Origin of the sequence: Rhizobium sp. 18065 (assembly GCF_902706095.1) — a bacterium.
Classification (GTDB): domain Bacteria; phylum Pseudomonadota; class Alphaproteobacteria; order Rhizobiales; family Rhizobiaceae; genus Allorhizobium.
The window spans coordinates 435,403-447,870 of record NZ_CACSJP010000002.1; the positions used below are offsets into that span (position 1 = coordinate 435,403).

11 protein-coding genes are annotated in these 12,468 nt (G+C 60.2%); 7 read left to right on the plus strand and 4 right to left on the minus strand.

Going from position 1 to position 12,468, the window contains the following annotated elements; translation table 11 throughout:
- Nucleotides 1-112: 112 nt before the first annotated feature.
- Together GVK95_RS07890 and GVK95_RS07895 are read left to right on the plus strand one after the other, a co-directional pair.
- Complete coding sequence (locus tag GVK95_RS07890) at nt 113-2,593, plus strand: UvrD-helicase domain-containing protein (protein WP_159948280.1); 2,481 nt, start codon at nt 113-115, stop codon at nt 2,591-2,593.
- Nucleotides 2,594-2,695: 102 nt separating this feature from the next.
- On the plus strand, nt 2,696-3,466 hold the full coding sequence (locus tag GVK95_RS07895; protein ID WP_159948282.1) for a glycosyltransferase family 25 protein: 771 nt from the start codon (nt 2,696-2,698) through the stop codon (nt 3,464-3,466).
- 49 nt (nt 3,467-3,515) lie between these two features.
- Here the strand turns inward: GVK95_RS07895 and GVK95_RS07900 are convergent, their stop codons facing one another.
- Together GVK95_RS07900 and GVK95_RS07905 are read right to left on the minus strand one after the other, a co-directional pair.
- Nucleotides 3,516-3,794, minus strand: a complete 279-nt coding sequence (locus GVK95_RS07900) for a DUF6074 family protein (RefSeq protein ID WP_159948284.1) — start codon at nt 3,792-3,794, stop codon at nt 3,516-3,518.
- Between the two features lie 165 nt (nt 3,795-3,959).
- Nucleotides 3,960-6,299 carry a glucose/quinate/shikimate family membrane-bound PQQ-dependent dehydrogenase gene (locus GVK95_RS07905; protein ID WP_159948286.1) on the minus strand — a complete coding sequence of 780 codons (2,340 nt, stop codon included), beginning with the start codon at nt 6,297-6,299 and terminating at the stop codon, nt 3,960-3,962.
- A gap of 213 nt (nt 6,300-6,512) precedes the next feature.
- Between GVK95_RS07905 and pncA the strand changes: the two genes are divergently transcribed.
- The 3 genes from pncA to panB all read left to right on the plus strand — a co-directional run bounded on the left by pncA (nt 6,513) and on the right by panB (nt 8,931).
- On the plus strand, nt 6,513-7,139 hold the full coding sequence (gene pncA, locus GVK95_RS07910) for a bifunctional nicotinamidase/pyrazinamidase (protein WP_159948288.1): 627 nt from the start codon (nt 6,513-6,515) through the stop codon (nt 7,137-7,139).
- Nucleotides 7,140-7,229: 90 nt separating this feature from the next.
- Nucleotides 7,230-8,102, plus strand: coding sequence for a pantoate--beta-alanine ligase (gene panC / locus GVK95_RS07915; RefSeq protein WP_159948290.1), 873 nt, complete (start codon nt 7,230-7,232; stop codon nt 8,100-8,102).
- A gap of 1 nt (nt 8,103) precedes the next feature.
- Nucleotides 8,104-8,931 carry a 3-methyl-2-oxobutanoate hydroxymethyltransferase gene (gene panB / locus GVK95_RS07920; RefSeq protein WP_159948292.1) on the plus strand — a complete coding sequence of 276 codons (828 nt, stop codon included), beginning with the start codon at nt 8,104-8,106 and terminating at the stop codon, nt 8,929-8,931.
- Between the two features lie 9 nt (nt 8,932-8,940).
- Here the strand turns inward: panB and GVK95_RS07925 are convergent, their stop codons facing one another.
- Nucleotides 8,941-9,189 carry a DUF2164 domain-containing protein gene (locus GVK95_RS07925; protein ID WP_159948294.1) on the minus strand — a complete coding sequence of 83 codons (249 nt, stop codon included), beginning with the start codon at nt 9,187-9,189 and terminating at the stop codon, nt 8,941-8,943.
- Between the two features lie 276 nt (nt 9,190-9,465).
- On the opposite strand from GVK95_RS07925, the gene GVK95_RS07930 reads away from it, so the two are divergent.
- Nucleotides 9,466-10,194 carry an AzlC family ABC transporter permease gene (locus tag GVK95_RS07930; protein WP_159948296.1) on the plus strand — a complete coding sequence of 243 codons (729 nt, stop codon included), beginning with the start codon at nt 9,466-9,468 and terminating at the stop codon, nt 10,192-10,194.
- A complete protein-coding gene (locus GVK95_RS07935; RefSeq protein ID WP_200844236.1) occupies nt 10,191-10,502 on the plus strand; it encodes an AzlD family protein in 312 nt (103 codons plus the stop codon). The genes GVK95_RS07930 and GVK95_RS07935 overlap by 4 nt, the downstream gene beginning before the upstream one ends.
- A 95-nt stretch (nt 10,503-10,597) precedes the next feature.
- Here GVK95_RS07935 and GVK95_RS07940 read toward each other — a convergent pair whose 3' ends face one another.
- Entirely contained in the window at nt 10,598-12,433 is a 1,836-nt protein-coding gene (locus GVK95_RS07940; protein ID WP_159948298.1) for an aminopeptidase P family protein, read from the minus strand.
- Nucleotides 12,434-12,468 lie beyond the last annotated feature (35 nt).

Consider the following 12,468-nt stretch of genomic DNA (forward strand, 5'->3'; position numbering starts at 1 on the left):
CTCGGCGCCTGCAAGCGCGCCAGCCACAAAAACCGTGAGCAAGCAAGGCGCCTGGAATAAAACCAGAACGCTTTGTCTGGTCTTTCCAGACCGAATCACTACATTGAGCCGCATGAGTAACGGTTTCGACGACATTCCTTTCTTCGACGAAGAGCCCGCCCCGCGCAAGCCGGTGCAGGCGAAGGGCAGCACCTCTGCCCCGTCATCCGGCAGCGGGCTGGGTATCGCTGCCCGCGCCATGGCAGCACGCGACCAGGCGCGAATTCCGGATTATCTTTCCGGCCTGAACCCGGAACAGCGTCTGGCCGTCGAAACCGTCGATGGTCCGCTTCTGGTTCTGGCGGGTGCCGGAACCGGCAAGACCCGCGTCCTGACGACCCGGATCGCCCATATCCTTGCCACCAACAAGGCCTTCCCGTCTCAGCTTCTCGCCGTCACCTTCACCAACAAGGCGGCACGCGAGATGAAGGAGCGCATCGGCCACCTTGTCGGCGGTGCCGTCGAAGGCATGCCCTGGCTCGGAACCTTCCACTCGATCGGAGTTAAACTCCTGCGTCGCCATGCCGAACTGGTCGGGCTGTCGTCGGATTTCACCATTCTCGACACCGATGACGTGGTGCGCCTGATCAAGCAGATCATTCAGGCTGAGGGCCTCGACGACAAGCGCTGGCCGGCCAAACAGTTTGCCGCCATGATCGATGGCTGGAAAAACAAGGCGCTCGACCCCGCACAGATCCCCGAAGGTGACGCCCGTGCTTTCGCCAACGGCAAGGGACGCGAACTCTATGCGGCCTATCAGGCCCGCCTTAAGACCCTGAACGCTTGCGATTTTGGCGATCTCCTGTTGCATCCGATCCGCATGTTCCGTGCCAATCCGGATGTGCTGAAGGAATATCACCAGAAATTCAAATATATCCTGGTCGACGAGTATCAGGACACCAACACCGCCCAGTACATGTGGCTCAGGCTGCTGGCCCAGCGCCCCCCCGGCGTGCCGCAGAATGTCTGTTGTGTCGGTGACGACGACCAGTCGATCTATGGCTGGCGCGGCGCGGAAGTCGACAACATCCTGCGCTTCGACAAGGATTTCCCCGGCGCGAAAGTGATCAAGCTGGAGCGCAACTATCGCTCGACCGAACATATCCTGGGCGCTGCCGGTCATCTGATTGCCCATAACGAGGGCCGCCTTGGCAAGACGCTGTTCACCGATCGCGTCGATCCGAATGATGACAAGGTGGTTGTGCACGCCGCCTGGGATTCCGAGGAGGAAGCCCGTGCCGTCGGCGAGGAAATCGAGCAGTTGCAGCGCAACGAGCACCCGCTCAACAATATGGCGATCCTAGTGCGCGCATCCTTCCAGATGCGCGAGTTCGAAGATCGTTTCGTCACGCTCGGCCTCAACTACCGCGTCATCGGCGGACCGCGCTTTTACGAACGTCTCGAAATCCGCGATGCCATGGCCTATTTCCGCATGGTCTGCCAACCGGCCGACGATCTCGCCTTCGAGCGTATCGTCAACACGCCGAAGCGGGGGCTTGGCGATACGACCATCCGCAATCTGCACGACTATGCCCGAGCACGCGACATTCCCATGCTGGCGGCAGCCGCCGACATCATCGAGACCGATGAGCTGAAGCCGAAGGCGCGTAAGTCACTGTTTGACGTCGTCACCGACTTCCACCGCTGGCAGACGCTGCTGGAAAACACACCCCATACAGAGCTTGCCGAGCAGATCCTCGACGAGAGCGGCTATACGGCCATGTGGCAGAACGACAAGTCGGCCGAGGCTCCGGGACGACTGGAAAACCTGAAGGAACTCGTCCGCTCGATGGAAGCCTTCGAGAGCATGCGCAGCTTCCTCGAACATGTATCTCTGGTGATGGACACCGAGCAGAATGCCGAGATGGACGCCGTCTCGATCATGACATTGCATTCGGCCAAGGGCCTCGAATTCGAAACCGTCTTTCTCCCCGGCTGGGAAGAAGGCCTCTTCCCGCACCAGCGTGCACTGGATGAAGGCGGCCGCTCCGGCCTCGAGGAAGAACGTCGGCTCGCCTATGTCGGCATCACACGTGCCAAGCGGCGCTGCCATATCTGGTTCGTTTCCAACCGCCGTATTCATGGCCTGTGGCAATCGACCATGCCGTCGCGCTTCCTCGATGAATTGCCGCCGGCCCATGTCGAGGTCGCCGAATCCGAGACGTCCTACGGTGGCTATGGTCGCAACCCGTACGGCCAGTCGCGCTTCGACAAGCAGGAGCCTTTCCAGAACTCCTATTCGACACCGGGCTGGAAGCGCGCCCAGGCCAACAAGACCGACGCCACGCGGGACAATTGGGGAAGTCGATCCGGCCACGCCGTTGAACGCATCGGCTATGGTGAAAGCGGCCCGCGCGCGAAAACCATCGACGGCGACCTGGTGGCAAAATCGACGAGTTACGAGCCTTCGCGCTTCTCGGTCGGCGACCGCGTCTTCCACATCAAGTTCGGCAATGGCAACATCGCCTCGATCGAAGGCAACAAGCTGACCATCGACTTCGATCGGGCAGGACAAAAGCGCGTGCTGGACGGGTTTGTCGAAAAGGCAGGCTGAGGAAGGCTTGGCTGCCTGCGAGGCGGCACATTGCTTGACCCATGCCCAAAGCCTGTTAGGAGGCATGGTATTATTCGCTCACCCGTTTTGTCGGAGATCGCCTTGCATTTTCTGCCCAAGAGCCAGATGACGCTGTCCGTCTACCTGATCAACATGGACGGCGCGACGGATCGCCTCGCGGCGATGAGCGAAAAGCTTCAGGCTGCAAGCCTCGAATACGAGCGCGTTCCCGGCGTCAATGGACGCGCGATCAGCTTTCCGATCAAGGAATTCAGCGAACTGTCCTACAAGCTGCTGCATGGACGACGGACCACGCCTGCCGAAGTCGGCTGCTATCTCAGCCATGTCGATTGTGCCCGGCGTCTGCTTGCCGGCCACGCGGACCTCGGGCTGATCCTCGAAGACGACGTATCCTTCGAGCCTGACTTCCTCAACAGCGTCGATTGCGCTGCCATGCACCCCACCGATTGGGACATCCTGCGCCTGACGACGGTGAACCGTGGCCGGAAATACCCATTCAAGAAACTGGAAAATGGCCGCTCTCTGGCCCTTGCGCTGACGCGGGAAAAAGGTGCCGGCGCCTATGTCATCAATCGCGAAGCAGCACGCTGGATCATCAATCGGCTGCTTCCGATGCGGCTTGCCTATGACATCGCGTTTGATCTGGAATATCTCGACGGCCTCAAGGCTGCCTTCGTTGACCCGCAACCGGCCAGCCAGTATTCGGAACACGAAACCCAGATCCAGAGCAACATGCAGCAATACAAGCTGCCGCGCTGGCGTTACCTGACGGTTCTGCCCTATCGCGCGTATCTGGAAGTGTCCCGCTTCTTTTCGCGCGGCTTCCAGCTGCTGAGAAACAGGTTCTTCTAACTGAAATCTGCAGAGCGCATCGTGAACCGCGAGATCGGATTTGTGAGCCTCAGCCGCGCGCTTCTTCGCCCCGATGAAGCCACATCAGCTCCATCTGCACAGCTGCCTGAAAATCCATGATCTCGACCCGCATCTCGTCTTCCGGGCAGCCAAGCGAGAGAAGCTCGCTGCCGAGTGCGCGGCATGTCGTCTTCCAGAATTCGACTGCTGCATAGCCATTCAGGCGATCAAGCTCGACAGCCGAGCGACGCACTAGATCCGTGCGGTTCGCAAGCGGGAAAAAGGCGATGGACGGGTTGGTCTGGCCGATCATGGCTTGGTCACTCATGCGAATACATCCTCACGTTACGTGAATGTGTGTAGAATCACATGGTTAATGTTTGGTTTCCTTTGGCCACCTTCAGCCGAATCGGTCGAAAAACTGCGCTAAAACGAAACCCTCCGGGCTTTTACGCCCGAAGGGTTTCTCTTCATCGCTGTGACATGGCCGAACTCAGTCCGGCAATTTATAGGCGATCACATAGTCGCCCGGCTTGGTGCCAACCGATCCATGACCGCCTGCGACCATCACCACATACTGCTTGCCGTTGTCGAGCGCATAGGTCATCGGCGTCGCCTGGCCACCGGCCGGCAGCCTGGCTTCCCAGAGCTGAATACCGCTCGTCAGATCATAGGCGCGCAGGTAGTCGTCCACGGCCGCCCCGAGGAAGGCGACACCGCCCTTGGTGATCATCGGCCCGCCGATCCCCGGCACCCCGACCTTCAACGGCAGCGGCAAGGGTGTCATGTCATAAACCGTGCCGTTACGATGCTGATAGGCAACCTTGCCGGTGCGCAGATCGACGCCTGCGACGGTGCCCCAGGGCGGAGCCTGGCAGGGAATGCCGATCGGAGACAGGAATGGCCCCATGTAGACGCCGTAAGGTGCGCCTTCATTGCGGTTCAGCCCCTGCTCCGAGCCCTTTTCGCCCTCGCCCTTCGGTGCGATTTCCGATCTAGGCACCAGGCGCGAGGTGAAGGCGAGATAGGTCGGCATGCCGAACATCACCTGCCGCTCCGGATCGACCGCGACCGAGCCCCAGTTGAACGTACCGAAATTGCCCGGGTAGACCAGCGTGCCCTCCAGCGACGGCGGCGTATACTGGCCCTCGTATTTCAGCTTGTGGAAGGCGATGCGGCACATCATCTGATCGATGATGCTGAGCCCCCACATATCACTCTCGACCATTGTCTTCGGCCGGAAGCTGAGATCGGAGATCGGCTGCGTCGGCGATGCAAAGTCTTCCTCGATTGCGCCTCCAGGTGCCGGAATTTCCTTCACAGGGATAATCGGTTCGCCGGTCCGCCGATCGAGCACATAGATATCGCCCTGCTTGGTCGGCCCGACCAGTGCCGGCACCGGGGTGCCTTCGGCATTGGTGATATCCAGCAGCACCGGTTGCGCCGGAACGTCCATATCCCAGAGATCGTGATGGACGGTCTGACGCACCCAGCGATCCGCGCCGGTATCGAGATCAAGCGCCACGATCGAGGACGAGTATTTCTCGACATTTGCGCTTCGCCCCATGCCGAGCTGGTCAGGAACCTGATTGCCAAGCGGAATGTAGACGAGACCCAGTTGCTCATCGACGGAAAAGACCGACCAGCTGTTCGGCGAATTCGCCGTATAGGTCTGGCCCGGGCCGATCGGCTGTGTCTGACCCGGATTGCCGGCGTCCCAATTCCAGATCAGGGCGCCCGTGTTGACGTCAAATGCGCGGATGACGCCGGATTGCGACTGTGTCGAGTAATTGTCGTTGACAGCACCGCCAACGATAATCTTGCCGTCAGCGATCACCGGCGGAGATGTCGAATAATAGTAGCCGGCCGGGTTATACGGCATGCCTTGTTCAAGACGCAGCGTACCAGCGTCGGCAAAGCCTGGGCAGATAGCGCCGGTCTCGGCGTCGAGAGCGATCAGGCGCGCGTCGGAAGTCGGCAGATAAACGCGTGCAGCACAGCTTGTTCCAGCGGCAGCAGCCGGATCCGCGTAATAGGTCACACCTCGGCATGTCTGGTGCTGACGGTCCGGGTTCAGGCCCGCATTCGGGTCGAATTTCCATTTTTCCTTGCCGGTCTCGGCATCGATGGCAATCGCCCAATTGTGCGGGGTGCAGATATAGAGTGTATTACCGACTTTCAGCGGCGTCACCTGATACGTTGTCTCGCCGACATCGTCAGGCAACTTCACGTCGCCGGTCTGGTAAGTCCAGGCGACTTCGAGCTGATCGACGTTTTCGGTGTTGATCTGCGTCAATGGCGAATAGCGCTGGCCATAAGGCGTGCGGCCATACTGATGCCAGTCGCCATCCGGTACATCGCCGCCAAGGCTCGGTGCGGCAGCAACCTGTTCGGTCGGCAAGGAGCCCGAACGGTCATAGGGGTCCTGCGTCATCGAGAACACAGCGACGACGACAGCCGCGAGCGCCGGAAGCGCAAGCGGCCAGACATTCGCAGCAACCCGACCACGGCGATGGAGCGGCCCAAGCTGGCGTCGAAGCGCCGGCAGCATCAGCCACAGGCCGAGTACCACGACGAGGCCACCGCGCGTCCCGAGTTGCCACCAGTCAAATCCGACCTCCCAGATAGCCCATGTCAGGCTGCCGACGATGAACAGGCCATAAAGCCAAAGAGTTTCGGCCCGCCGGCGCAACAGCAACACGGCGGTCAGGAGCAGGACGATACCTGCGATGAGATAATAGAGGCTGCCTCCAAGCATCAAAAGCTGCCCGCCACCCACGGCAAGCACCAGCCCCAGCACGCCAAAAATTATGGCGGTAATGGTGATCAGCATTTCCAATTCCGTTCATTCTAAAATGGATCGAAGCGCCTCCGAATGGAGGCGCATGACCATGCGGCAACGCACAAAACTGCCGATTGTTCCATGCTGTTTGGAAAATCGATTTCATCACCGCCATACTGGAAATCGGCAAAATGCGGCGAACGCGCTTGAACAGCGTTGCCTGAACCGTCATCCTGCACTGCACACAAGCGCTGGGGAGCGTCCATGACCAAGGCCTTATTGTTGATCGACATTCAAAACGGGTTCTGTCCGGGCGGCAATCTGCCCGTTGCAGACGGCGATATCGTGGTTCCGATTGCCAACAACCTGATGGAAAGCGGTCGCTATGATCTGATCGTTGCCTCCCAGGACTGGCACCCTGCCGATCACGGCAGCTTCGCCTCGCAACATCCCGGAAAACTGCCCTTCGACATGGGAGAACTGTCGGGCCAGCCACAGGTCATGTGGCCGGACCACTGCATTCAGGGAACACCCGACGCCGCCTTTCATCCTGAACTGCTGACCGCAAAAATCGACTATGTGCAGAAAAAAGGGCAAGACCCTGCCGCCGACAGCTACTCCGCCTTTCGCGACAATGGCCATGCGGCCCTGACGGGCCTCGCCGCATATCTGATCTCCAAGGACGTGACGGAACTCGACGTCATGGGCCTTGCAACCGACTACTGCGTCAAGTTCTCGGCCCTGGATGCGGTCGATATGCTGCCTGGCGTCAAGGTCCGCCTGATTGCCGACGGTTGCCGCGGCATCGATCCCAAAGGTGTTGAAGCGGCAATCGAGACAATGCGCGAGGCCGGCGTCGGCATCATCGAGAGCAGCGGAATCACCCTCTGAGCAGATGACTGCAAACGATTCGTGCGATTGCCTTTTTTGACGCCACGGGTTAGAGCCCGAGCCAATGAAAAGTCAGGGAGGACGCCGATCATGGAAATTATCACCACGATCGCCGCATTGCGCGACAAGCTCGCGCCCCACCGCCGCGCCGGTCAGGCGATTGGCCTGGTACCGACCATGGGCTACCTTCACCAGGGCCACCTGAGCCTTGTCGCGCATGCAAAGGGCGAGAACGACGTCACGGTCGTGTCGATCTTCGTCAACCCGCTGCAATTTGGCAAAAACGAGGATCTCGACAAGTATCCACGCGATCTCGCTCGCGACAGCGCCATGCTGGAAAAGGCGGGCGTCGATTTCATTTTTGCGCCCGGCGTCACCGACATGTATCCCGAGCCGATGCAGACGGTTGTCGACCTGCCGAAGCTCGGCTCCGAACTCGAGGGCGAAGCCCGCCCTGGCCATTTCGCCGGCGTTGCCACGGTGGTGACCAAGCTCTTCAACATCGTCCAGCCCGATGCCGCCTATTTCGGCGAGAAGGACTACCAGCAGGTGACGATCATCCAGAAAATGGTCCAGGACCTCGCCCTCCCCGTCCGCATCGTCCCGGTCGAAACAGTGCGTGAAACAGACGGCCTCGCCTGTTCCTCGCGCAATGTCTACCTGTCGAAAGAAGAGCGCGACGCCGCCGTCATCGTCCCGAAGGCTTTGGCCGAAGCCGATCGCCTTCTGCTTACCGGCATTCGCGACGTGAAGACGCTGGAGGCACGGCTGACCGACTTCCTCAAGACAGAACCGCTGGCCATTCCCGAAGTCGTTGCCATCCGCCACCCGGCAACGCTTGCAAAGCTGGAGACAATCGAAGGCCCTGCCCTCGTGCTTCTTTTCGTGCGCTTCGGCAAGACCAAACTCCTCGACAATCGCGTCATCGGCCACCAGGCCAACGCCGGCATGGAGGCCGCCTGACATGAGCACACCACCCCGCCAGAAACGTTTCACACCCGCAGACATCACCGCGCTGAAGGGGAACCGGGCGATCGTCTCCCTGACGGCCTATACGACGCCGATCGCGCGATTGCTCGACGGGCATTGCGACCTTCTGCTGGTCGGCGACAGCCTCGGCATGGTGCTTTACGGCCTCGAGACAACGGTGGGCGTCACCATGGAGATGATGATCGCCCATGGTCAGGCAGTCATGCGCGGCGCCAACCGCGCCTGCGTCATCGTCGACCTGCCCTTCGGTTCCTACCAGGAATCCAAGGAACAGGCCTTCCGCAACGCCGCCCGCATCATGAAGGAAACCGGCTGCGACGGCGTAAAGCTTGAGGGCGGGGCGGAAATGGCCGAGACGGTCGCGTTTCTGGTGGCGCGCGGCGTGCCGGTCTTCGGCCATATCGGCCTGATGCCACAGCAGGTCAACACGTCCGGCGGCTACCGCTCCAAGGGCCACAGCGACAAGGAGCAGGACAAGATCCGGGCGGATGCAAAGGCAATCGACGAAGCCGGGGCGTTTGCCATGGTCATCGAAGGCACCGTCGAGCCGTTGGCGCGGGAAATCACCGGAACACTAAGTGCCGCGACAATCGGGATCGGCGCCTCTCCGGCATGCGACGGTCAGATTCTGGTATCCGACGACATGCTCGGCCTGTTCAACGATTTCAAGCCGCGCTTCGTCAAGCACTTCGCCGATCTTGCCCAGGTCATCTCGACCGCGGCAGAAAACTACGCATCCGAGGTTCAGGCGCGCAGCTTCCCGGGCCCGGAGCATACATTCCAGATCCGCCCCAAGAAATAATCGAACGGACTATGCATCTGACGTCCGCTCGAGTTGATAAACCGCATCGTTGAACAGATCGATCTGCTTGGCGAGCAGTGCCTGCGCGTCGTGCAGCCCGCGATTGTAGAATTGCGGGCCGAGCACGTTTGAAAAGAACTCAGCGACACCTTCCGCTTCGAAGCGCCCAAGGTCCAGATCGAATTCCTTTTTAAAGTGAGACTGGATTCGCTCGACAAGGCGTGCCTGCTCTTCCTTTGAAAATTCGGATGTCTGCAAAATTCCACCTCCCAGAAATCGAGCCCCACCCGAACAACGTCAACGCGTGGTGGCTGAACCGAATCGATTGTCCCCGAGCATAGCCAATCCGCGTGACGCTGCGGGCGGATTTCACCCGGCTGAAAAACAGGCTCATGTTTCTTTCCGACAAGATCCTCAATGGGATTGCGAGCATCAGGTCTGTTCCATCAACCCTGATGCATGTCCCATCAAACCTATTGGTTTGCCAGCATCCAGCAGACAGGATAACCGGGCTGCAAAACACGGAATTTCAGTATGTCACGCTCAGAATTCAGCGAAGGGATCACCCGGTCCATTCCGATTGTCGTCTCCGCAAGCCCCTTTGCCGTGCTTTTCGGCGCCATCGCCATCGCCAACGGCCAGACAATCGGCGAAGTCGCGCTCACCAGCAGCACCATTTTTGCCGGCGCAAGCCAGCTTGTCGGCATCGAACTGTTTGGCCACCATGTCCCGGCCTGGTTGATCGTCCTGTCGATCTTTGCCGTCAACTTCCGCCATGTGCTCTATTCCGCAGCGCTCGCCCCTTTCGTCGAACATTTCTCCCTGTCGCAGAAGGCTGCAACCTTCTTTCTTCTCACCGATCCACAATTTGCCGAAACCTTGAAGCGTGCAGAGCTCGGAACCAAGGTGACCTTTGCCTGGTACATGGGTCTGGGACTGCCGATTTTCGTCGCCTGGGTCCTGCTCAGCATCGTCGGCGCCTATTTCGGCCGCCTGATTGGCGATCCTGCCCGCTTCGGCTTTGATGTGCTGCTTCCGATCTACTTTCTCGCACTGGTGCTGGGTTTTCGCCGCCGCAGCAATTTCCTGCCGGTGGTCATCGTCAGCGCGGTCGCTTCGGCAATAGCCCACAAGACCGTCGGTTCGCCCTGGCATGTCAGCATCGGCGCACTGGCCGGCGTTCTGGCAGCAGCACTATTGCCGCCCGCCAAGGCTGATGATGCCAAAGGCGCATCCACTGCGGCGACGGAGGGCGGCCAGTGAACACGCTCTTCAATCCTGAAATGGTGGCGATCATTCTTGCTTCGGCAATTGCGACCTACATAACGCGCATCGGCGGCTACGTGCTGATCCGCAAGATGAAGAACATCCCGCCGCGCATGGAAGCCGCCCTCAATGCCGTGCCCGCTGCCGTTTTGACCACGCTTGTGGCACCCGCGTTCTTTGCTGGCGGCATCGAGGTCAAGATTGCGCTGGCCGTCAGCCTGCTGGCGGGCCTGCGCCTGTCGACCATTCCGATGTTGCTGGCTGGCTGGGCCGTCGCCGTCGCGATCCGCCATTTCGGCGGCTGAAGGATCGGCGAACCCGGTTTCGGACAACCGCGTCGGTTGCCGCCGGCCCAACGCTGGAGCACGTCGCCATGGGACGAATTGCTCCAGCCAGGACTTCAGTGTTCGAAGGCTTCGGTCGCACGCTCCAGCCATTCGCGTGCGGACGGATCACTGATCAGCGGCAGAAGTTCGGTCCGCGTGCGGGCATGATAGTCATCGAGCCACTGCAACTCCTCACGAGTGAGCAGGTCTTCGACGATCAACTGGCGATCGATCGGCGCAAAAGTCAGTGTCTCGAAGCCGAGCATCGGCTGATCACCGCCTTCGACAACCTCCGCTTCGCGCACATAGATCAGGTTCTCGATGCGGATGCCGAAGCTTCCGGGGCGATAATAACCAGGCTCGTTCGACAGGATCATGCCGGGCAGCAATTCCTGCGTCGCCAGGCGGGAAATCCGCTGCGGACCCTCATGCACGGACAGATAAGAACCGACGCCATGGCCCGTGCCATGGGCAAAATCGGCACCGGATTTCCACAAGGCGATACGCGCCAGCGGATCGAGATCGCAACCGCGCGTGCCCTTCGGAAAACGCGCCGTGCTGATCGCGATCATGCCCTTGAGCGCCAGGGTGAAAAACCGCTTCTGTTCTTCAGGCACAGCGCCGATAGAGATCGTCCGGGTAATGTCGGTCGTACCATTCACGTACTGCGCGCCCGAATCGATGAGAAACATCTCGCCGGCATTGATCGTCCGATCGCTCTCGGTCGTGACGCGGTAGTGCATGATCGCGGCATGCTCCCCGGCGCCCGAGATCGTCTCGAAGGAAATATCCTTCAGAGGATTTTGCATCCGCTCGCCAATACGAACCCGGGTTGCTTCGAGCGCCTTGGCCGCCCCGATCTCCGTAATGGTTCCGGCCGGCTGCTGATCGAGCCAGGTGAGAAACTCAACCACGGCCACGCCGTCCTGCAAGTGGGCAGCCGCCGAGCCATTCAGTTCGACGAGGTTCTTCACCGCCCGTCCAAGCTTGGCCGGATCGTTGCCGACGATGGCGATACCACCGCCGACCTTGATCATCTGCGCCAGCGCATGTGGCGCGAGGTCGGGATCGATCAGGATGCGCCCTCCACCCGTCGCCACCCGCTCGATGCGTTCGGCCAGCAATTGCGGATCGACCTGTTCGCACAGGTCGCGCAGATAGGTCTCCACCTCCAGACTGGTCTTGGCGCTATCGAGGAAGAGTTCCGCCTTGCCATCGGCCTTGATGATCGCACGCGCCAGCGGATGCGGCGTATGCGGCACGTCGGCACCCCGGATATTGAAAATCCAGGCCACCGATGAGGGGTCGCTGATCAGCACCGCCGAAAGTCCCTTGGCGGTGAGGTCGGCGGCAATCCTGGTGATTTTGTCGGACGCCGACACACCGGAATAGCTTTCCGGCTGAATGCTCACCTGTCCCAGCGGTTCTGCCGGTCGATCGCTCCAAAGCCTGTCGATTGGGTTGAACGACAGCAGGACCAGTGCACCGCCTTTGTCTTCCAGCACCTTTTCCAGCCGGCTGACCTCAACGCCGGTATGCATCCAGGGATCGATGCCAAGACGGAAGCCCTTGCCCGCATGGTTGGCGATCCAGGCATGCGGAGGTTCGCCGATCAGATCGCCGGGCGTGAAAACCGCCAGATCGACCTGCTGTGCAACCTGCGTCACATAGCGACCGTCAACGAAGACGACAGCGTCCGCTTCCGTGACCAGCAATTGCCCGGCAGACCCGGTAAAGCCGGTCGCCCAGGCCAGCCGCTCGGCAGAGGCCGGCACGTATTCCCCGAGATATTCATCAGATCGCGGCACCAGCACGCCATCGACGCCGATTTCGGAAAACAGCGCGCGAAGCGCCGCAATGCGCTCCTTGCCGTGGAGAGGAGTGGATTTGACATCAAAGGATTGAAACATGGAAAGGCCTGCGGAATAGAGGAGTCTCGGCGACG

Bases quoted from the DNA above. Each gene is read 5' to 3' on its own strand.
- GVK95_RS07890 (WP_159948280.1), top strand. From the start codon at position 113: ATGAGTAACGGTTTCGACGACATTCCTTTCTTCGACGAAGAGCCCGCC.
- GVK95_RS07900 (WP_159948284.1), bottom strand. From the start codon at position 3,794: ATGAGTGACCAAGCCATGATCGGCCAGACCAACCCGTCCATCGCCTTT.
- GVK95_RS07905 (WP_159948286.1), bottom strand. From the start codon at position 6,299: ATGCTGATCACCATTACCGCCATAATTTTTGGCGTGCTGGGGCTGGTG.
- pncA (WP_159948288.1), top strand. From the start codon at position 6,513: ATGACCAAGGCCTTATTGTTGATCGACATTCAAAACGGGTTCTGTCCG.
- panC (WP_159948290.1), top strand. From the start codon at position 7,230: ATGGAAATTATCACCACGATCGCCGCATTGCGCGACAAGCTCGCGCCC.
- panB (WP_159948292.1), top strand. From the start codon at position 8,104: ATGAGCACACCACCCCGCCAGAAACGTTTCACACCCGCAGACATCACC.
- GVK95_RS07930 (WP_159948296.1), top strand. From the start codon at position 9,466: ATGTCACGCTCAGAATTCAGCGAAGGGATCACCCGGTCCATTCCGATT.
- GVK95_RS07940 (WP_159948298.1), bottom strand. From the start codon at position 12,433: ATGTTTCAATCCTTTGATGTCAAATCCACTCCTCTCCACGGCAAGGAG.